At 49.1% G+C, this 19,414-nt stretch carries 20 protein-coding genes; 9 read left to right on the top strand and 11 right to left on the bottom strand.

Annotated elements, in window-relative coordinates:
• Positions 1-4: 4 nt before the first annotated feature.
• Complete coding sequence (locus EH243_RS07725) at positions 5-1,162, bottom strand: acyl-CoA dehydrogenase family protein (RefSeq protein WP_126158072.1); 1,158 nt, start codon at positions 1,160-1,162, stop codon at positions 5-7.
• 375 nt (positions 1,163-1,537) lie between these two features.
• Between EH243_RS07725 and EH243_RS07720 the strand changes: the two genes are divergently transcribed.
• Together EH243_RS07720 and EH243_RS07715 are read left to right on the top strand one after the other, a co-directional pair.
• Entirely contained in the window at positions 1,538-2,023 is a 486-nt protein-coding gene (locus EH243_RS07720; protein WP_126158071.1) for a 2-thiouracil desulfurase family protein, read from the top strand.
• 79 nt (positions 2,024-2,102) lie between these two features.
• Positions 2,103-2,936 carry a mechanosensitive ion channel family protein gene (locus EH243_RS07715; protein ID WP_126158070.1) on the top strand — a complete coding sequence of 278 codons (834 nt, stop codon included), beginning with the start codon at positions 2,103-2,105 and terminating at the stop codon, positions 2,934-2,936.
• A gap of 160 nt (positions 2,937-3,096) precedes the next feature.
• On the opposite strand, the gene EH243_RS07710 is transcribed toward EH243_RS07715, so the two are convergent.
• The 4 genes from EH243_RS07710 to EH243_RS07695 all read right to left on the bottom strand — a co-directional run bounded on the left by EH243_RS07710 (position 3,097) and on the right by EH243_RS07695 (position 7,960).
• Positions 3,097-4,815 carry an FTR1 family iron permease gene (locus EH243_RS07710; protein WP_126158069.1) on the bottom strand — a complete coding sequence of 573 codons (1,719 nt, stop codon included), beginning with the start codon at positions 4,813-4,815 and terminating at the stop codon, positions 3,097-3,099.
• Entirely contained in the window at positions 4,790-6,070 is a 1,281-nt protein-coding gene (gene efeB, locus EH243_RS07705; protein ID WP_126158068.1) for an iron uptake transporter deferrochelatase/peroxidase subunit, read from the bottom strand. Before efeB ends, EH243_RS07710 begins: the two co-directional genes overlap by 26 nt.
• Positions 6,071-6,073: 3 nt before the next feature.
• Complete coding sequence (gene efeO, locus EH243_RS07700; RefSeq protein ID WP_126158067.1) at positions 6,074-6,874, bottom strand: iron uptake system protein EfeO; 801 nt, start codon at positions 6,872-6,874, stop codon at positions 6,074-6,076.
• Positions 6,875-7,453: 579 nt separating this feature from the next.
• Positions 7,454-7,960: a DUF3087 family protein gene (locus EH243_RS07695; protein WP_126158066.1), complete on the bottom strand. Its 507-nt coding sequence runs from the start codon at positions 7,958-7,960 to the stop codon at positions 7,454-7,456.
• A 177-nt stretch (positions 7,961-8,137) separates the two neighbouring features.
• On the opposite strand from EH243_RS07695, the gene EH243_RS07690 reads away from it, so the two are divergent.
• The 3 genes from EH243_RS07690 to EH243_RS07680 all read left to right on the top strand — a co-directional run bounded on the left by EH243_RS07690 (position 8,138) and on the right by EH243_RS07680 (position 11,169).
• Positions 8,138-9,856, top strand: a complete 1,719-nt coding sequence (locus EH243_RS07690; RefSeq protein WP_126158065.1) for a proline--tRNA ligase — start codon at positions 8,138-8,140, stop codon at positions 9,854-9,856.
• Positions 9,857-10,267: 411 nt separating this feature from the next.
• Positions 10,268-10,570, top strand: a complete 303-nt coding sequence (hmuQ, locus tag EH243_RS07685; RefSeq protein ID WP_126158064.1) for a heme-degrading protein HmuQ — start codon at positions 10,268-10,270, stop codon at positions 10,568-10,570.
• Between the two features lie 44 nt (positions 10,571-10,614).
• Positions 10,615-11,169, top strand: a complete 555-nt coding sequence (locus tag EH243_RS07680) for a lytic transglycosylase domain-containing protein (RefSeq protein ID WP_241235019.1) — start codon at positions 10,615-10,617, stop codon at positions 11,167-11,169.
• A 228-nt stretch (positions 11,170-11,397) separates the two neighbouring features.
• Here the strand turns inward: EH243_RS07680 and EH243_RS07675 are convergent, their stop codons facing one another.
• Positions 11,398-11,670, bottom strand: a complete 273-nt coding sequence (locus EH243_RS07675; protein ID WP_126158063.1) for an acylphosphatase — start codon at positions 11,668-11,670, stop codon at positions 11,398-11,400.
• The gene (locus EH243_RS07670; protein ID WP_126158062.1) at positions 11,671-12,969 is read right to left on the bottom strand and encodes a virulence factor BrkB family protein; all 1,299 of its coding nucleotides are present in this window, start codon (positions 12,967-12,969) and stop codon (positions 11,671-11,673) included.
• Between the two features lie 121 nt (positions 12,970-13,090).
• On the opposite strand from EH243_RS07670, the gene arsC reads away from it, so the two are divergent.
• The 4 genes from arsC to EH243_RS07650 are packed head-to-tail and all read left to right on the top strand — an operon-like array spanning position 13,091 to position 16,163.
• Positions 13,091-13,438 (top strand): arsenate reductase (glutaredoxin), encoded by a 348-nt coding sequence (gene arsC / locus EH243_RS07665; RefSeq protein ID WP_126158061.1) that lies wholly within the window; start codon positions 13,091-13,093, stop codon positions 13,436-13,438.
• Positions 13,439-14,035 (top strand): NAD(P)H:quinone oxidoreductase, encoded by a 597-nt coding sequence (gene wrbA / locus EH243_RS07660; protein WP_126158060.1) that lies wholly within the window; start codon positions 13,439-13,441, stop codon positions 14,033-14,035.
• 15 nt (positions 14,036-14,050) lie between these two features.
• Positions 14,051-14,431, top strand: a complete 381-nt coding sequence (locus EH243_RS07655; protein WP_126158059.1) for a DUF2069 domain-containing protein — start codon at positions 14,051-14,053, stop codon at positions 14,429-14,431.
• A gap of 31 nt (positions 14,432-14,462) precedes the next feature.
• On the top strand, positions 14,463-16,163 hold the full coding sequence (locus EH243_RS07650) for a SufS family cysteine desulfurase (protein WP_241235018.1): 1,701 nt from the start codon (positions 14,463-14,465) through the stop codon (positions 16,161-16,163).
• Positions 16,164-16,224: 61 nt separating this feature from the next.
• On the opposite strand, the gene EH243_RS07645 is transcribed toward EH243_RS07650, so the two are convergent.
• From EH243_RS07645 to EH243_RS07630, 4 genes are all read right to left on the bottom strand, one after another.
• Positions 16,225-17,541 (bottom strand): sensor domain-containing diguanylate cyclase, encoded by a 1,317-nt coding sequence (locus tag EH243_RS07645; protein ID WP_126158058.1) that lies wholly within the window; start codon positions 17,539-17,541, stop codon positions 16,225-16,227.
• 87 nt (positions 17,542-17,628) lie between these two features.
• Positions 17,629-18,429 (bottom strand): tRNA cyclic N6-threonylcarbamoyladenosine(37) synthase TcdA, encoded by an 801-nt coding sequence (gene tcdA / locus EH243_RS07640; RefSeq protein WP_126158057.1) that lies wholly within the window; start codon positions 18,427-18,429, stop codon positions 17,629-17,631.
• Between the two features lie 14 nt (positions 18,430-18,443).
• The gene (locus EH243_RS07635; protein ID WP_126158056.1) at positions 18,444-18,659 is read right to left on the bottom strand and encodes a hypothetical protein; all 216 of its coding nucleotides are present in this window, start codon (positions 18,657-18,659) and stop codon (positions 18,444-18,446) included.
• Between the two features lie 56 nt (positions 18,660-18,715).
• Positions 18,716-19,408, bottom strand: a complete 693-nt coding sequence (locus EH243_RS07630) for a TIGR01621 family pseudouridine synthase (RefSeq protein ID WP_126158055.1) — start codon at positions 19,406-19,408, stop codon at positions 18,716-18,718.
• Positions 19,409-19,414 lie beyond the last annotated feature (6 nt).

Genomic DNA, 19,414 nt, shown 5'->3' with positions numbered 1-19,414 from the left:
ATCCTCAGCTAACAGCCTTAAGGATTTCACGCGCAATGATCAGTCTCTGAACCTCGCTGGTACCCTCATAGATTGACGTAATTCGTACATCCCGACACATACGTTCAAGGGGATACTCTTGCATGTAACCATAACCACCGAGGAGTTGTAGTGCGGTGTAACAGGCCTGATTGGCTTTTTCACTGGCGAACAGCTTCGCCATTGACGCCTCTTTGGCAAAACTTTGGCCACGTTCCTTACGATCAGCCGCGCTCATCAATAACAGACGCGCCGCTTCTAGTTCGGTCATGCGGTCAGCAATCATCCATTGCAGCCCTTGAAAATCAGCAATCGGCTTACCAAATTGCTGACGTTCCTTGGTGTAGGCAATAGCGTAATCCATCGCCGCCAATCCAACCCCCAATGCCAATGAACCCACACCGATACGTCCGCCGGCCAGCTCACTCACGGCGATACGGAAGCCATCATTAAGTTTCCCGAGAATCGCTGAATCCGGCACTTCACATTGATCAAAATGGACTTCATTCGTGGCTGAGCCGTGCTGCCCCATCTTTTTCTCGGCCGCACCAACGGTAATACCATCGGCATCGGCGGGCACGAGAAAGCAGGTGATCCCCTTACCTTTTTTTGCATCAGGGTCGGTCACCGCCCAGACAACAAAAACACCGGCGAATTCGGCACTAGTGATCCACTGTTTAGTGCCCGAAATCACCCAGCCTTTGTCGGTTTTAACCGCCTTTGTTCGCATTGAAGCAGGATCGGAGCCCGCCCCCGCTTCGGTTAAACAGAAACTGCCACTGAGATATTCGCCACTACAAATCTTAGGTAAGTAGTGTTGTTTCTGTTCTTCACTACCCACCACCTGAATAACCTCAGCCACCATATTGGTCACCGACATCGTCACCGCCGTTGAAGCGCAAGCGCGAGCCACTTCAGTGACCGCTAAACTAAACGCAACCACCCCCGCTTCAGTGCCACCATATTCGGCATCGATATTCAGCCCCATAAAACCGAGCTCAGCTAACTCTCGGCAATGGCCGGTTAAAAGGCTGCGATCTTTGCTTTGATCAAGTTGTTCTGCAGTCGGCGCCAATTCACTTTCCGCATAGCGGCGGGCGGCGTCCTGAATCATTTGTTGTTCTTCGGTGAGATTCAGATCCATCGGGGATTCCTAATATTTATTATCGAAGCGCTTATAAGCTATTCTTTATAAACTGTTCTTTACAGCCTAAGCTTTTGCTTTCTAAGCTCTCGGCTGCGCCATCGTCAAAGGCACTTACTACTTATTATTAAATAGTTAAGCCTTGTTAGGGTATACCCTTAAGTATATACCCTAAATACGACCTATGGGTAAACCTTAAATTATTTTTTTCCTGCTATGCCGTTCGCTTGAGTGTCCAGCAAAACGCCGTAAATCTGCTTCAGATCATAAAAATATAACGATACTTTAGCCTTTCACGTTAGTTTAATTGCCCTGTCAGATTTAACTGTTAGAATCCGCTCCGTCATTCAGCCACACACTTGATAGCGACTGCTTATGAAGACCCAGAAAAACAATAAAATACTCATCAGTGCCTGCTTACTCGGCAGTAAAGTTCGTTACGACGGTAAAGATAACTTAATCGACAGCGAGCTTATCCGTCGCTTAGAGAACGAGGGACGCCTCGTACCGGTTTGCCCCGAAATGGAAGGCGGACTCGCCACTCCCCGCGCACCGGCAGAAATTCAGGATAAATTCCCGCTGCGTATCACCAATATTCATGATGAAGATGTCACCCCGCAGTTTCTCGATGGGGCTGAGAAAACCCTCGAGATCGCTCTGCGCGAAGGCTGCTGCTGCGCCTTGATGAAATCCCGCAGCCCCTCCTGCGGTAATCACGAAGTTTATGATGGTCATTTCAACAATACGATTAAGCCCGGTTCCGGCGTAACCGCCGATGAGCTTATGCGTAAAGGCTTTCCGGTATACAATGAACGGCAACTCGATCAGCTGACCGAATTTATGGCGCTGCAGGACCGATAAATCCTGTCTCGCGTGCGGTTTCAGCTAATGCGCCTTGCCTAGCAAGGCCATCAACCGTTCGGCAACAGGAGACCCGTCTATGATCACAGACGAGCTGGCAGATCTGTCAAAGTTTTACACCCTTATTATCGATTTCTTTGTGAACTACAGTTTTCAGGTGATCGGCGCCATCATCATTCTGATTATTGGCCTGATCGTGGCGCGCTGGGTGGGAAAATTAATACTCAATATCTGCCTACGTAATAAGGTCGATGTCACCCTCAGTAACTTTATCAGCAGCACCGTTAAGCTACTGCTCATCGCCATGGTGGCGATCATCTGTCTCGGTAAGTTTGGTATCAGTGTCGCTCCGTTTATTGCCGCGATTGGTGCTATTTCACTGAGTATCGGCTTAGCCTTACAGGGCGTTTTCTCCAACTACGGCGCGGGATTTACCATTATTTTGACCCGTCCTTTTGTGGTGGGTAATACGCTGCGCTGTAACGATGTCTGCGGTGTGGTTGAAGAGATCCGCTTAGCCTATACACAGCTATCGACGGAAGACGGTGAAATTATCACCATTCCCAATAAACATATCGTTGGCGAAGTGTTGATTAATTCATTTGAAAATACCATTGTCGAAGCCAGCATAGGCATCAGTTATTCGGCCAACTCCGATCAAGCCATCGCACTGATTTGCAAACAACTACAGGCCAACCCGGGTATTGTGAAAGAGCCTGCCCCGCAGGTAGGCATCGCCAGTTTCGGCGACTCCGGTGTCGATATTGCTTATCGCTACTGGGTGCCAACAAAACAACTATTTGAACTTCAGTTTCAAGTTAATGGTGCTGTTTATAAAGCCTTCAATGATGCCGGTATTGAGATTCCATTCCCGCAGCGGGAAGTGACACTCAAGAAGGCGGAAGCGGCTTAATTTAACGAGAGACAGATGCCTCAGTTGTGAGTACACCACACTGTAGAGCTAACGTCTCAGACGTAGTATCAACTCCGGACATAAAAAAAGGGTATAAGTGATGGCTTATACCCTTTTTTGTCATGCTTTATAATGCGCTAACGAAGCGATCAAAGCGCCATCAACACCTTTGCTGTCTACGCTGCCAGCCAATCGATACGATTACAATCAACAGATAGATAGCGTGCCCTATCAATGTCTCAACGCTTGGGTAGAAGCCAATAACGTTAATGGTCGGCAACCATTCCAGTACAGTGATATTGATATGACCCGTCAATTGCAGTGCGTGGATACTCACCCCTAGCATTTTGAAGCCTAAGAAATAGATCAACCACGTAAAGATCTTAAAGAGCACGGGAATCGGTAATTTAACCGAAGTTCTAAGAATAATGACGGCAACGATGGCGAGAATCACCAACGCGATCACAATACCGAGGAAAAACTGACTCAGCGCTATCTTCGGTAAAATCCCCGCATAAAACAATACCGTTTCCGCCCCTTCCCTAAAGACCGCCAGAAAACTCAAGGTTGCTAAAGAGAGAAAGCTACCGGCGGTAACCGCCGCGGTAGAATGCTTATGCAAAAACTTCTTCCACGCCACCGCCGAGGATTTACCATGCAGCCAGATGCCAACGAACAACATCATCACCACCGCAAACAACCCGACAACACCTTCCAGCACCTCGCGAGTGCTACCAGCTAAATTAGATGGCAAGAAACGCACCAACGCCCACGCCAGTATTAAGCTGGCCGCTAGACCGATCGCCGCACCGCCGACAACCCAGCGCTGCCCACGCTGCTGTTGTGCCGCCTGCATCGCGGAGAACAGTGCCATCACAATGAATAACGCCTCTAACCCTTCACGCAATAAGATAAGCGCCGCATCCATCGCGGTATAGTTAGCAGAGGGGTTCAATGCCGACAGCTCGGTAATCAGCGTGCCCAGCTCAGCCTGACTCTTCTCATCGCCATCGGCGGCGATAATCAGTGGTAGTTGGCTTTCAACCTGGGTATATAACCGCGGTGAACGGGTACTCACGTCACTTTCAAACACAGGCCAGTTTTGGATAAACGCCAACACCCGCTGATTACCGGCCTCACTGTCGTTTTGCTGATAATCACTGAGGGCGGTGTTTAATAACGAAATCCCCTCAGCTAAGCTCATATCACTACCGCTGGTTGCGATAGTCTCTCCGTTATTAAAGCTTCTGAGGGTTTCCCCCAGAATATTACTTTGCTCGGCAATCTCATCCCAGGATGGGTTCTCTCGCGCTTTAGCGACATTTAACAGAGCAAGGGCGGTTTCCATTCTGCCGTAATGCCCCATGCTGGTTTCATGAACCACCCGTTCTCGCTTCGCCCATGCCTGATTAAAGGTACGAAATGTCGACTGCAATTCGGCCATATCTTGTTTAGCAACGGCGTTAGCCATCGCATGATAACTAGGCATTACCCGCTTGATAAACTGCTTACGCAGCGTCGCATAATCGACTGGATTGACATACTTCTCTAGCTGTATCAAAGACGCCGACAACGCGGTTAAATGATTCACCGTTGGATTTTCGCTGGCGTTCTCCAAAGCGGATATCACCAACTGTTTTTTCGCGGTATCCGCAATATTTAAACTATCTAAATAGCGCTGCATCGCCACTAAATCTTGTTTAGCGACCTCTTGCTGATCACTCTTAGTGGCACCGATCGCATCAGACAGAGCGATATAGGCCGGCGCAAAATTCACTTTCTCAGCGGCCGACAGGGGCAAACTGAAGGCAATCACACAACCGATAATCAAACGACTAAGAAGGCGATAAACATTAACCTTCGAGTAGAGCTTGTCCAAGATATTCCCCCTCTTTTACACCAGGAAAACAGGCAAACAAACCGCTCCCAATATGCGTAATGTACTCATTCATTTTGTCAGTATTACCAAAGGAGTTTTGTATGGTAATAAATTGCTGTGGCGATTTTTGAAAAGAGATAAACAGTAGCCCCGCATCATACTGACTCGTCAGTGTATTGATGCCGCCGGTATAGGAATAGGAGCGACGCAGTAACTGCTGTCCTGTCCGATGAGCAAGATGCACATGGGAGTCGACCGGCATCACAGGGGCGCCATTACTCTCTTTTAGCGTCGTATCGATGGGCTCAAACTCGTGCTGCTGCCCCATCGGAGCACCGCTTAGCTTATCCCGCCCAAAGGTGTTTTCTTGTTCACCATAACTGGTGCGATCCCAGGTTTCTAAATGCATTTGAATACGGCGGACAACCATGTAACTGCCGCCCTGCATCCAGCTTTTATCATCCACCCAAATATATTTGTCAGCATCTTTTAAGGTTAATGCGTTCGCCGTACCATCTTTAAATGCAAATAAGTTACGCGGGGTATGGCTGACATCGTTGTAGGCGTTAAAACCATTTTGAGCCCACAACATCGACACCATTGAGGTGCGCGCATGACGAACTAACTGCCGTATCGCATGAAAAGCCACCTGAGGATCATCAGCACAGGCTTGAATGCAGATATCACCACCGGTGTACTGGTCCTGCAATTGATCTCGTGGAAAATGAGGCAGCGGTTTAAATGCTTCGGGGGCTTTATCCTGCAAACCTAATTTTTCAAGAAAAGAGGGAGAAACACCGAAGGTTAAGCTTAAATTATAAGCATGTAGGCTATCGGCTTCACCTGTATCGGCGGGGGGAATAAATTTGTTATGGCTGTAAGGGCCAATATTGTTGCCCTGCGTCAGCAGTGCCGCTTGCCTTGTCCACTCTTTGAACAACTCGATCACCGCTTGACGATCCGTGTTATCCAGCTTGAGTACGATGAAATAAATATCCCGTTGAGCCGGTGTGGTAATACCCGCTTGGTGCTCACCATAGAAAGGAATGCTGTGTGAAGAATCAGCACTGCTTTCTTCTTGGCTTATTGCTTGAGTTGCTGTTTGAGTTACTGCTTGAGATAAGGGTTCAGCCGATGGCGCCGCTAATGCTTTCCCTACTAATAGGGAAGAGCCGCCAATGGCGGCTCCTTTTAACAAGCGACGGCGGGATAAGCTAGAAGGCTCACCAGTATTGCTTAGTCGTTTAACTGTCATTACTTATCCTAGGATGATGCCCATTTGTGCCAGAGGTTCGCCTAATTTATTGACCGCTTCCGCTAAGCCGGCGACCTCATCTTTGTTCAATTCATTATAAAACTTGAACTTACCATCCACCTTTTGTGCCGCCAATAACTGGTTAACTTCAGCAAAACGCAGCTCCAATGTTTTGACTAAGTCAGCATTAAGTGCGGTCAGTTTCGGCTTAAAAATAACAAAGATTTTTTCGGCGCCATCGATATTGCCTTGAAAGTCATAGAGGTCGGTATGGGAGAAGATCTCCTCTTCGCCTGAAACCTTGCTGGTGGACACCTCATTGAGCAAGTCAACGGCACCCTGAACCATCAATTCAGGCGTGACCTCAACAGTAGACACTTTGGCACGCAGCTCTTTTACATCCGACATCAGTTGCACAGAGTATTTTTCAGTCCCTGCGGTGGTATTGTTTACCCAAAGAATCTCTTCAATCGGATGAAAACCGGTCCACTTCTCACCTGGCTCTAAATCGGCTTTACGTGCATCAATACGCGGGTCCAAATCCCCAAAACTTTCAGCAATCGGTTCAGCCGCTTCAAAATTCATGCGCACCAGTGGATACAGCGCTTTGGCTTCGTCAATTTTTCCAGCGTTAAGGTAATCAACAAACTGCTGAGTTTGATTGACGAGGCCATCAATTTTATTAACCGCAAACGTTTTGTATTCCTGCAACTCCTGATCCAAATTAGAAGCCGCTTGTGAAACACCTGATAACGTTAAAGATGAAAACAGTGATAATGCGATGGACGTTTTCCGTAAACTCATAACTACCCCTTAGCTGCTAATTATTAACCATACTGCGAATAAGAATGACTATCATTTGCGGAATGCTACTCTTTAAAATAAGCATGTCAAATATTTTATTTACAAATAAATCGGTGCGCTTTTTGCAGGAAATTACTCTGGGCAGATAAATCAACCGCAGTTAAAAACGATAGATATATGGAAATATAGAGGGGAAGTAAGGGGATAACGGATAAGTGCCTGATCATGTAATCACACTAAACTTAGAACTTTTAGCGATTAAATTTTCGCTATAACAGCATCATTATAGAGGGAGTATCCGCGAGGCTGGAGACTGCTTAAACGCAAGCAACACCCTCTTTGGTGCGTTAACGCCAGAGCAACCTGCACTCTAACGACACCCATAGGCTGATTCACAATAATATAGAAAGCACCGTTTGATACGATGGGAAGGGGTTCTACTGGCAGACAGTCATATGCATTCTCGGATACGCGCTCATCCGATACCACGGGATACTGCCTTCAGCAGGTAGAAGCTTAGCAACACATCAAGCAAAGCCGCCAATGGTGAAACACCAACGACTTTGCTAACCATAGCGCTTAATACTTATCGATCATCTCGGGGTGAAAATCATCATTGCTAACGCTGACGCCATACTTTTGCATAACCTGCTGCAACTCTCGCATCGACTCGTGCAGATCTTCCATGGTGATGGTGTTGTTATCTAAGTTATATAACTGCTCTGAACCGCTGTAGCTCCAGTTCATAATCACCATGGCGTCTCGGTCGCCCTCTTCCGCCGCCGCTTTGATTTTTTTCTGCTTACGATAGATCTTGTTCAGTATCTGTTTAAGATCCCAAACATACACCATCTCATGCATATACTCATGGCCACGGTAACGACGCAACAACGTCAGCACAACAAAACCACCACACACAACGCCGGCTACGTTAAACCAAAAGTTGCTGCCATCCCCATTACCCAACAATTGAATAAGCAGGGTAGACACCACTAACGCCACCACCGCCAGTACAACCGCCACGGCGATCATCGTCTGCTTATAGTGTTTACTGTAACGCTCTTTGTTGATCTCTTTAAGCTGCATCGTTTGTCCCCTTTAACATCAGCGGCCGATTATAGAGCCTCCAGAGGCCAAAGGAACACCTGTGATATCAGTATTTATGTTTTTATATTGAATAGTTTCGTTGCCCCCTTGTTCCAAACGCCTCCCCCCCCTAAAATGCTTGCTCTTTAAAGTTTCGGATATCAGGTATATAAATCTATGCGCGCCAGTCAATTTCTGATTGCAACACTGAAAGAAACACCTTCTGATGCAGAAGTCATTAGCCACCAGCTGATGCTTCGCTCGGGCATGGTCCGTAAAGTCGCGGCGGGGCTGTACAACTGGCTACCGACAGGACTGCGTACCCTGCGCAAAGTTGAACGGATCGTCCGTGAAGAGATGGACAAATCCGGCGCGCAGGAAGTTCTGATGCCCTCGATTCAACCTGCCGAGCTATGGCAAGAATCTGGTCGCTGGGAAAAATACGGCCCAGAACTACTGCGCTTGCATGACCGCCATAACCGTGAATTCTGCGTTGGGCCCACTCACGAAGAAGTGATCACTGATCTAGTGCGCAACGAGATTCACAGCTATAAACAGCTGCCTGCTAACTTCTATCAGATCCAAACTAAGTTTCGTGATGAAGTACGGCCACGTTTCGGCATCATGCGCTCTCGTGAATTTATCATGAAAGACGCCTACTCGTTTCACTGCAACCTAGAGTCTCTGCAACAGACTTATGATCTGATGCATCAGACTTACTGCAAAATATTTGACCGTATCGGCCTAGATTACCGCCCAGTGCTGGCCGATAACGGCTCTATTGGTGGTAACTCATCCCATGAGTTTCACGTGCTAGCGGACTCCGGTGAAGATGATATCGCCTTTTCAGACAGCAGTGATTTCGCCGCGAATATCGAAAAAGCTGAAGCCGTTGCGCCAGCAGGCGAACGTGCTGCACCAACCGAAGAGATGAGACTGGTAGAAACACCCGACGCCAAAACCATCGCCCAATTGGTTGAACAGCACAATCTGCCGATTGAAAAAACCATCAAAACGCTGTTTGTGAACGCTTCTGACGAATGTGATGCTGACTTTGTCGCCTTGCTAGTACGTGGCGATCATGATCTCAACGAGATCAAAGCGGAAAAACTATCCCAAGTCGCCGCACCCTTAGAAATGGCCGATGAAGAAGCGATTAAAGCGCTGATCGGTGCTGGCCCAGGCTCCCTTGGCCCTGTCAATCTGCCGATCCCTTGCATCATTGACCGTACGGTTGCACAGATGTCTGACTTCGGTGCGGGTGCCAATATTGAAGGCAAACATTACTTCGGTGTTAACTGGGAACGTGATGTTGCCCTACCTGAAGTCGCTGACCTGCGTAATGTCGTCGAAGGCGACCCTAGCCCTTGTGGCAAGGGTAATATCGTGATTAAACGCGGTATCGAAGTGGGCCATATTTTCCAACTGGGACAACAGTATGCCAAAGCGCTGAATGCCAATGTGCTCGATGAGAATGGTAAAGCTGTCACCATGGATATGGGTTGTTACGGTATCGGGGTATCCCGCGTCGTTGCCGCTGCGATTGAGCAGAACTATGACGACCGCGGCATTATCTGGCCTGAAGCGATTGCACCATTCAGTATTGCGCTGGTTGCTCTTAAATATGAGAAATCCGAAGCGGTTCGTAACCAAGCGGATGCACTGTATGATGCACTCATAGCAGCCGGTCATGACGTTATTCTTGATGACCGCCCTAAGGTAAGCCCTGGCGCGAAAATGGCCGATATGGAACTGATGGGTATCCCTCACCGTATCGTTATCTCGGATCGCGGCCTTGAAGCCGGTACCGTGGAATATAAATACCGCCGCGCAGCCGATAAGCAAGAGATTCAACTGACTGAACTAGATGCGTTTATGAGTTCAACCTTCGCTTAAATAAACCCTAAGGTGACTTGGTAACAAGCACCTAGGTAACGAAAGCAGGCCTCGGCCTGCTTTTTTATTGCCTCAAACCTACCTGACACCCTGTCGATATCAAGGCGGATATCCACTTTTATGTACTGCGTTAAGCCCTTATAAGCCTTTTATAAGTCCGCATCTCAGCCCTTCATATAAACCCTTAAGGTAGCTCCTGATGTAAGAGCCCTTTTCAAGAGCTCATCTAGAATCCCTTGGCTGGGAACAATGTTGGTAAAAATAGGTCTGATCTATCGATATTATGTTCAGCCTTCTCGACAAGGCTGGAAATCGCAACAAAAGCCAAGCATTATTAACGCAGTCATCAGTGCAGGCTCAACATCGACACTCGGTAAAAGATCCCACTGACATTAGAAGGAATGAACGACTATGTATATCGCCATGAATCGCTTCCGGATTAAACTCGGCCACGAACAGGACTTTATCGATATCTGGAAAAATCGCGACAGCCACCTAACATCCGTACCCGGCTTTGTCTCTTTCAACCTACTGCAGGGCGACACCACCGAGGAATACACCCTGATGTCATCCCATGCGGTCTGGCAAGATAAAGCTGCCTTTGATGGCTGGCTGAAATCGGATGCGTTCAAACAGGCCCACGCCAATGCCGGCACCCGTCGAGATATCTATATGGGACCGCCTCAGTTTGAAGGCTTTGAAGCCGTTATCTAAACACCGTTATAATCAACTTATTAATCATCTGTAGGAAATCCTCTGTGCGACTGACCATCTCACTACTGTTGATGTTTTTGGCGCTACCACTGTTGGCCGCTACTCAGGAAATCGACCCCGAACTGCGGGAAGAGCTGAAACAGGCATTTGCTGACAGCAGCAGCTTTGAAGACCGCTTTGCCGCTGAAGTTTGGTTGACGGATATGTCCGGCCGCATCAAACGCTATGTCGACAGCGATCGGGAACGCATAGAGATCCTCAGAACCGTGCACGCCGAAGCTGAGCGGGTGGAACTACCTCCCGCCCTACTGCTCGGCGTGATTCACACTGAAAGCCGTTTTAACCGTTTTGCGGTGTCGGTCGTCGGGGCACAGGGCTTAATGCAGATCATGCCCTTCTGGAAGAAAGAGATTGGCCGCAACGACGATAATCTCACCAATATCAAAACCAACCTGCGCTACGGCGCAACCATTTTGAAACACTATTTAAAGCGCTCTAAAGGTAACCTGACCGAAGCTCTCGCCCGCTATAACGGCAGCTATGGCAAAGTGTGGTATCCCGAAAAAGTGTATCGCAGCCAACGCCGCTATGAGGATTGATCATGACCAGCTCAACACTGAAAAAATGAAGTGATATTGAGCTGATCCTAGACGCTTTTTACCCATCGCCGTAGATCAGCCATCGCTTAATGTGCTGATCCATAGTACAGAATGGTTTACCCATATTTTTCCATAAAAAAAGAGCCATCGAGTCTCAGCCCGACAGCCCTTAGCCGTATCCATCTACCGCGATACCCGTTTAACTAGAGGTGGTATCAATAGCCGCTTTCAGATAATCATAAACTCAATATATTCCTCGGCTGGCTCAACCCGCGCACTTTTCACCTCGGCCACCGTCGCCAACTCAGGGCCGATACTAAGCCACGCTTCTAGTTGCAACAAGCCATGCTCATGACCATGCGCCATCACTTCAACTCGCCCATCATCAAGGTTACGTACCCAACCCGTTAATCCATGCGTCTGCGCGGTTTCCAGTGTTGATTGTCGAAACCAAACACCCTGCACCCGACCACTGACAAAAGCGTGTAAACATTGCACCATTTAAGAACCCTCTTGCGGTTGTGAAACATCGTTTAGAATAGGTGTGTTCTGCTCTTTAAGCGCTGCATCACCTTCTGCTTTTTCGGTAAATAGCTGCTCTAGTGTCAGCCCCAGATTTTGTCTACGCACCTCGCTTAGGTGCTTTAATCGTTGATCCAACAGTTGCTGCCAAGGTGATACCGAGGCCACTGGCGAGCATTCAGGCAGCGGCCAGGGAAGTAACTGGTTTAGCTGATCGAGGGTAAAACTCCCCATATCCCGCGCCAATATATAGCCCCCTTTCTCCGTACGACTGATCACCGAAGCATGCAGTAAAATACCGTTATAGTGATCCCACTCATTTTGTTCAAGCCCTTCGACTTGCTGCAATAGCTGACGATCCGATAGAGACTCACCCAACTGCTGCGCCTGCCACAATCGCTGCAACACGGCCACTAGTGTATGCAGATGGGATAAATGTTTACCTTTACGATGATCACGATAAACTGTCAATGCACGGCTCAATTCAGCCCCAAGGAGAATAATCGTCCAAGAGATAAAGATCCATGCTAAAAACAGGGGTACCGCGGCAAATGCACCATAGATCAGTTCGTAGGAAGGAAACTGAGTCACAAACAACGCAAAGGCACGTTTAGCGGTTTCAAACAGAACAGCCACGACCAACCCGCCGATCACCGCATTACGCAGCGGCACTTTACAGTTAGGCACGGCAGCATACAGCAATGTAAAGGCGGCGGCGGACATCACTAACGGCAACATCGACAGTAACCGCGCCCGACCGACTAACTCGGTGGCGCTGGTAAATAACGACAACGAGGCGATATAGGAGCTGACCAACAACCCTAAACCGATCAAAATCGGCCCTAAACTTAAAACCGCCCAGTACAACAGAAAACTGGACATCCCCTTGCGGGGCTCGCTTACCCGCCAGATACGGTTAAAAGCGCCCTCGATATTTTTCATCATCATAATCGAGGTAACAAACAGGAAGATCAAACCTACGGCGGTTAATTTGCTGGCCTGTGTGGCGAAATCACTCAGATACTCCTGCACAACCGCTCCCGTCGCCGGGACAAAGTTCTCAAAAATCCAACCCTGTAACTGCTCACCCGCCCCTTGAAACGAAGGGATAGCGGCAAGCATTGCATAGGAAACCGTCATCAGCGGCACCACCGCAAACAAGGTGGTATAGGTGAGCGCTGAGGCATTTAGCACTCCCTTGTTGTTAATAAACTGGCGAGCTAAATAGAGCAGAAAATGCCCAATGCCCCGCAGGGTATACAGATGATTGCCCTTCATAACGATCCTGTAACGATGAATAAAACAGATATAATACCCTGCCGCTCTTTAGGCTGGTAGCTAAGCTGTATACAATATCGCACTTACATCAACATCTGCCATTGCGAACAGGATAAGTACCATGTCTGTTGAAATTTATCACAACCCACGTTGCTCCAAATCTCGCGCCACACTGGCGCTGTTAGAAGAGAACGGTGTTACGCCCGATATACGCCTCTATCTGGAAAATCCGCCCACGGAAGCGCAGTTAGCCGACGTCATCTCTCAACTGGGCATAACCCCCCGTGAATTGCTGCGTAAGGGCGAAGCAGAATACAAAGAAAACAATCTGAACGATGATAGCCTCAGTGATCAACAGATTATCGCGCTCATGGTGCAATTCCCACGCCTCATTGAACGGCCTATCGTGATCACTAACGGCAAAGCCCGTATCGGCCGGCCACCTGAAGCTGTACTGGAGATTCTGTAAGTGTCTAACCCTTACGTTCTGGTACTCTACTACAGCCGCCAAGGTGCTACCCGCACCATGGCGGGCTTGATAGCGAAGGGCATCGAACAGAGCGGTATAGAAGCTCGCATACGTACCGTCCCAGCTATTTCAGCAAACTGTGAAGCAACCGAGGACAGCATCCCCGAGCATGGCGATCTGTATTGCACCGCCGAGGATCTAGCGTATTGCAGCGGCCTCGCACTCGGCAGCCCTACTCGCTTTGGCAATATGGCTGCACCGCTCAAGTACTTTATTGATTCCACCAGCAACCTCTGGCTCAACGGATCACTAATCGATAAGCCTGCGGCGGTTTTCAGCTCTAGCTCCAGCTTGCATGGCGGCCAAGAAACTACCCTACTGAGCATGATGTTACCCTTAATGCATCATGGCATGGTGATCTGCGGCTTACCCTACAGCGAAGCCGGACTCATCAGCACCACCAGCGGTGGCACCCCTTATGGCGTGACTCATCTGGCCGGACAGCAGAGTGATCGTCCGGTCGATGATACCGAGACCGCGCTCTGTCTGGCCCAGGGCAAACGGCTCGGGCGATTGGCGCTTCAGTTATCAGCTTAATATTCAGGATTAAAGATGCAGGAAACTCTCGTAAAAAAAGTGGCGATTAGCCGCGCCGTCACCCTTATCAGTTATTTTGGCTTGATTCTGCTGCTCACCGCTTGGCACCTGATCATCTCACCACCTGAAAATGCCAATCCCTACAGTATTTGGGCCTTCCAGACGGTACCGCTATTACTGTTTTATCCGGCTATTATTAAAAAGCATCTACGTGGCCATATCTGGCTATGTTTCTTCATCACTGTCTATTTTATGCATTCAGTGACCATCGCCATGTCGGCACATAGCAGCGCCATTCTCGGCCTAGCCGAAACACTGCTGGTCGCGGCACTGTTTATTGGCGCGATGATGTTTGCCCGCTGGCAGAGCCAGTTAAACAAACAGTTGAACGAATAATCCTGAAGAAAACCGTTAACGGGAAGTCCGCGTGGATCTCAAGTCAATCAGAAAGCAGTTTCCAGCCCTGCAACAGCAGATGAATAACCAGCCGCTGGTGTATCTGGATAATGCCGCCACCAGCCAAAAGCCGGAAACGGTGATCCGCGCGGTAGAACAGTTCTATCGTCAGCAAAATGCCAATGTTCACCGAGGGGCTTACCAACTCAGTGAGCAGGCAACCCGGGCATTCGAAACCGCTCGCACCACCGTCAAAGATTTTATCAATGCGGACAGCGAACAGGAGATCATCTGGACCCGCGGCACCACGGAGGGCATCAATCTTATCGCCCAAAGCTATGCTCGCCCCAGACTACAACCGGGTGATGAGATCCTGCTAACGGAACTTGAACATCACGCGAATATTGTTCCTTGGCAGATCGTTGCGGAACAAACCGGCGCACAGATCCGCGTAGTGCCGATCCTTGAAAATGGCGACCTTAACCTGCAACGTTTCGGCGAACTGCTCAATGACAATACCCGCATCCTCAGCTTAACCCATATCTCTAACGCCTTGGGCACCATCAATCCGGTCGCGGGGCTGATTCGCCAAGCCAAAGAGCAAGGCGCCATCGTGGTGATCGACGGCGCCCAAGCGGTATCCCACCTAGAGATCGATGTACAACGGCTCGGCTGTGATTTTTATCTATTTTCCGGTCACAAGCTGTTCGCCCCAACCGGCATCGGCGTACTCTATGGACGTAAAGCACTGTTAGAGGCCATGCCGCCTTGGCAAGCCGGTGGTGAGATGATCCGCAAGGTGTCTTTTTCAGGCACTGAATACAACGACCTGCCCTTCAAGTTTGAAGCGGGCACGCCCAATATTAGTGGCGCACTGGGGTTAGCGGAGGCGATTCGCTTTCTCAACAGCTTGGATCGCAAAGCCTTAGCCCGACATGAACGCGCCCTCATGAGCAAGGCAATTGAGCTATGCTCGGCGATTCCTGGCTTCACCCGCATCGGCCAACCCACCGCTGGTGCATCGATTCTATCCTTTCAGCTAACGAGCCATCATCAGCAGGATGTTGGCCTCATGTTAGATCAGCAAGGCATTGCGGTACGCACTGGACATCACTGCGCCATGCCGTTGATGGAAACACTAGGGCTTCCTGGCACCATCCGCGCCTCATTCGCGTTTTACAACAGTATCGAGGATGTTGAACGCTTTGCGGCCGCCTTGAGTGTTATTGCCCAAGGCGGCTCATTTTCGGCGGCTGACACCGTGCCGTCACAGTCAGTTTTTGATAGCTCCCCTTTTGGCCGAGAGATCAAAGACCGAGACATACTCACTCAACTGACGCCGCTGAAAAACTGGAACGATCGTTATCGCCAGATCATGCTATTAGGCAAACGCTTACCCTCATTCACCGCAGCGATGAAGGCCGATACACAGCGTATTAACGGCTGCGAAAGTGATGCTTGGCTCGTGGCCAAAGGTGATGATAACGGCGCCCTGTGGTTTGCCGCCGACTCGGATGCTCGGGTTATTCGCGGCTTGATCGCCCTAGTCCTCGCGGCACTCAACGGCCGCCAGCCACAACAGATTCTAGATTTTGATATGGATGGCTACTTTGAACAGCTACAACTGAGCCGACATCTGAGTCCGTCCAGAGGCAATGGTTTAAAGGCGATTATTGAGACGGTCAGAAAGAGTGCCAGTGAGGCGCTGCGTCACGCCGATCAACCCCGTTAGCAGATATAGCTGACAGGATAACAGCCTACTCTGTCAGCTAGGCAGCCAACAGAAGGCGGCTTTAGATATCCACTTCAGGGCTGATCATAATCAGATCACGACCGTCACCCTTCGCTTGATAGAGCGCATCGTCGGCACACTTAATCAAACCATCCAGTATGGACGAATGGGCCGGGTAACAAGAGATACCGGCACTAAAGGTGTAAGCAACCTCGCATACACCTTCCTCCAATACCGCAGGATAGCGTTTTAACTCTTTTTTCAACTGTGTGATCAAGCGTACCGCACTACTGATATCCGTATTCGGCAGCAACAAGAGAAACTCTTCACCACCCCAACGCATTAGGGAGTCTGAACGGCGCAGGGTGCCATTGAGCAGTGAAACAAAATGTTTCAGCACCGCATCACCCACCAAATGACCAAAGGTATCATTAATATTCTTAAAGTGATCAAGGTCGATCAGACAGATGGTCAATTCCTGATGATAACGTTCGGCATAACTCAGCTGTTTAGCAAAATGGATATAACCGGCACGCCGATTCAATAGGCCGGTCAGGTGATCATAACTGGCTTGCGATCTCAGCATCTCTTCTAACTGCTTACTGCGAGTAATATCGTGACACATGCCCACAACCCGCAAGGCTTGGCCATTTTCATCACGCTGACATACCCGCCCGCGATCCCTTACCCAGATATACCCACCATCCCGTTTTTTGAGCTGATATTCCGCCTCATAGTGATCGGTCTCACCAGCAACATGGGCCTTCAATACGCCTATCACCCGCTCCCGGTCGGTTTCATGCACCGCCTCTACCCAGGTTGAGACAACAGGCTCCATCTCTTCTGGCAGATAACCTAGCAGGTGTTTTAACTGAGGCGAGAAAAATACCTCATCAGTGACGGTATTCCAATCCCACATACCATCCGCCGCCTCATTCAAGGCGTAAGTTAAACGGGCATCTCGGGTACGAAACGCTTCCCGCTGGGACGAGGTACGATCGAGATTTCGAGCAACCGAAAGAAATAGCTTTTGGCCCTCAAATTCAATGACAGAGGTGTAAACTTCGACGGGGAAGTAAGTGCCATTATGATGATAATGACGACCGATAAAGGTAAAGGCTTGAGGGTGTGACGAAAAAATTAGCTCGGCGATCTGCGCCCAGTGCTCTTCATTTTCGACGCCTTGCTGTAGGGAGATAACGCTATGTTGTAGTAATTGCTCATGACTCATCCCCAAATCTTTAGAGGCACAGGCATTTGCATCGAGAATAGCTGAGCTGTGCGGATCTATCACATAGATAGCATCACTACAGCCTTCAAAAATAGCTTTATAGAATCCTTCCGGAAAGCATCGCGACATAATTAGCCAAATATCCATTTACGAGTCGATACAGTGTGACCTGCAATGCCGAAAGATCAACCAACAAAAGACACACCCATCGACATAAACAGCATAATAACACGATTACAGCACATTTTTTGCCCGCGCTGCTCTTTCAAGCATTTTTTTCAAGACCCGTGATACGGCCACAAAACCGAAGGTCGCGGTGACGCAGGTTGATGCACCAAAACCACCGCTACAATCTAAACGGGTATTGCCATCGGCCACTGTTTTCATTTGACACACACTACCGTCAGGCTGCGGATAGACCAGTTGCTCGGTAGAGTAGACACAGTCAACGGCAAACCGACGACCACTTTTACTGAAATTATAGTAACGCCGTAATAACGAACGAGTCTTCGCCGCCAACGGATCATGGTGGGTTTTACTTAAATCAGCAATATTGATCTGCGTTGGATCGGTTTGCCCTCCCGCGCCACCCACGGTGATCACCGGAATTTTACGGCGTTTACAGTGGGCAATCAGCGCCGCTTTCTCTTTTACGCTGTCGATACAGTCGATCACATAATCAAACTGCTCACCGATTAACTCAGGGATATTCTCTAACGTAATGAAATCATCCACGATCTCAACGCGGCACTCAGGGTTAATGAGCCGAATTCGCTCGGCCATCGCCTCGGTTTTAGGCTCACCGATAGTGGTGTTTAAGGTATGGATCTGACGATTCGTATTCGTGATACAGATATCATCTAGATCGATCAGCGTGATCTGCCCAATCGCTGAACGGGCCAAGGCTTCCGCCGCCCAGGAGCCCACACCACCGATACCGATGACGCAGATATTAGCCTTGCGAAATAACTCGACGCCGGCCACGCCATAGAGACGCTGAGTGCCGCCAAATCGTTGATTAAAGGTATCTGACATAAATAAAATCGTCCCTAAAAGTCATCTTCTGTCAATTCAGTCAGCACCGCATGGCCACACCCCAGACAATCTCCCTCAACAAACACAATGCCCTTAAGCAGATATTCGCGGGGATTGATCATACCCAGATTCACTTCCTGACAATGATCACACCAGGTTTGTTGCAGAAAGGCCTGCTGCTCTTCCTCGCTACGGACATTAAAATCCCGCTCAATTCGTTCATCTTGCATCTAATACTCTTAACTTAAAATAATGGTTACCATCGCTCACAAAGTCCGACGGCTTTTTATGATGTGCCTGGCCAGGCGAGATTGGCCGGTGGTTTCCATTGCGCTAGCTGCTGCTTTACCGATGTTTGCAGAAACAGCGAACCGATCGTTGGATCACACAGGTATTCACAACGCTCACCCTGCCAATCAAAGGCGATACCCCAAGCATGCAGATAGCCCCGATCGACGGCAGCGGCAGCAGCGCCGTGATAACGTTGATCACCCACAATTGCCGAACCGATACTTTTCAATGCCACGCGCAGCTGATGGGTTTTACCGGTTAAGGGTCGCAACAAAAACAACCGCAACCCAGGCTCCGGCGAACAACTAAAGAAACGGGTCACCGCAGGATTCTTCTGCCCCGTCGTCAATTTCCAACTGCCCCGACGGCTACGTTCCATATCTCCTTTAATCAGCCCCTGCTTTTTACGGGGCTTCTGATCAGAGAGGGCGATATAGTATTTTTCGACGGTTTTAGCCTGAAACTGGCGTGACAAAATCGAGGCGGCTTCAGCATGGCACGCTAGAATCAACAGCCCCGAGGTCATCTTATCTAATCGGTGAACCAGATAAAGCGGACCACACTTCAGATCTTCCGAAATCTGCTGCAACAACCCAGTCTCAGCCTGATCGCGATGCACAGAGACACCTGGGGCTTTATTAATAATCAGATAATCAGGGGTTTGTTCAAGCAGAGAGTAAGCAGACATTAGTGT

The organism is Amphritea opalescens (assembly GCF_003957515.1).
GTDB lineage: Bacteria > Pseudomonadota > Gammaproteobacteria > Pseudomonadales > Balneatricaceae > Amphritea > Amphritea opalescens.
Note: the sequence above shows the minus strand (reverse complement) of the source record. Positions and strands in the feature narration are given on the sequence as shown.

Excerpts from the sequence above, each read along its gene's own strand:
- EH243_RS07725 (WP_126158072.1), bottom strand. The coding sequence starts at position 1,162 with ATGGATCTGAATCTCACCGAAGAACAACAAATGATTCAGGACGCCGCC.
- EH243_RS07720 (WP_126158071.1), top strand. The coding sequence starts at position 1,538 with ATGAAGACCCAGAAAAACAATAAAATACTCATCAGTGCCTGCTTACTC.
- EH243_RS07715 (WP_126158070.1), top strand. The coding sequence starts at position 2,103 with ATGATCACAGACGAGCTGGCAGATCTGTCAAAGTTTTACACCCTTATT.
- efeB (WP_126158068.1), bottom strand. The coding sequence starts at position 6,070 with ATGACAGTTAAACGACTAAGCAATACTGGTGAGCCTTCTAGCTTATCC.
- efeO (WP_126158067.1), bottom strand. The coding sequence starts at position 6,874 with ATGAGTTTACGGAAAACGTCCATCGCATTATCACTGTTTTCATCTTTA.
- EH243_RS07695 (WP_126158066.1), bottom strand. The coding sequence starts at position 7,960 with ATGCAGCTTAAAGAGATCAACAAAGAGCGTTACAGTAAACACTATAAG.
- EH243_RS07690 (WP_126158065.1), top strand. The coding sequence starts at position 8,138 with ATGCGCGCCAGTCAATTTCTGATTGCAACACTGAAAGAAACACCTTCT.
- hmuQ (WP_126158064.1), top strand. The coding sequence starts at position 10,268 with ATGTATATCGCCATGAATCGCTTCCGGATTAAACTCGGCCACGAACAG.
- EH243_RS07675 (WP_126158063.1), bottom strand. The coding sequence starts at position 11,670 with ATGGTGCAATGTTTACACGCTTTTGTCAGTGGTCGGGTGCAGGGTGTT.
- EH243_RS07670 (WP_126158062.1), bottom strand. The coding sequence starts at position 12,969 with ATGAAGGGCAATCATCTGTATACCCTGCGGGGCATTGGGCATTTTCTG.
- arsC (WP_126158061.1), top strand. The coding sequence starts at position 13,091 with ATGTCTGTTGAAATTTATCACAACCCACGTTGCTCCAAATCTCGCGCC.
- EH243_RS07655 (WP_126158059.1), top strand. The coding sequence starts at position 14,051 with ATGCAGGAAACTCTCGTAAAAAAAGTGGCGATTAGCCGCGCCGTCACC.
- EH243_RS07645 (WP_126158058.1), bottom strand. The coding sequence starts at position 17,541 with ATGGATATTTGGCTAATTATGTCGCGATGCTTTCCGGAAGGATTCTAT.
- tcdA (WP_126158057.1), bottom strand. The coding sequence starts at position 18,429 with ATGTCAGATACCTTTAATCAACGATTTGGCGGCACTCAGCGTCTCTAT.
- EH243_RS07635 (WP_126158056.1), bottom strand. The coding sequence starts at position 18,659 with ATGCAAGATGAACGAATTGAGCGGGATTTTAATGTCCGTAGCGAGGAA.
- EH243_RS07630 (WP_126158055.1), bottom strand. The coding sequence starts at position 19,408 with ATGTCTGCTTACTCTCTGCTTGAACAAACCCCTGATTATCTGATTATT.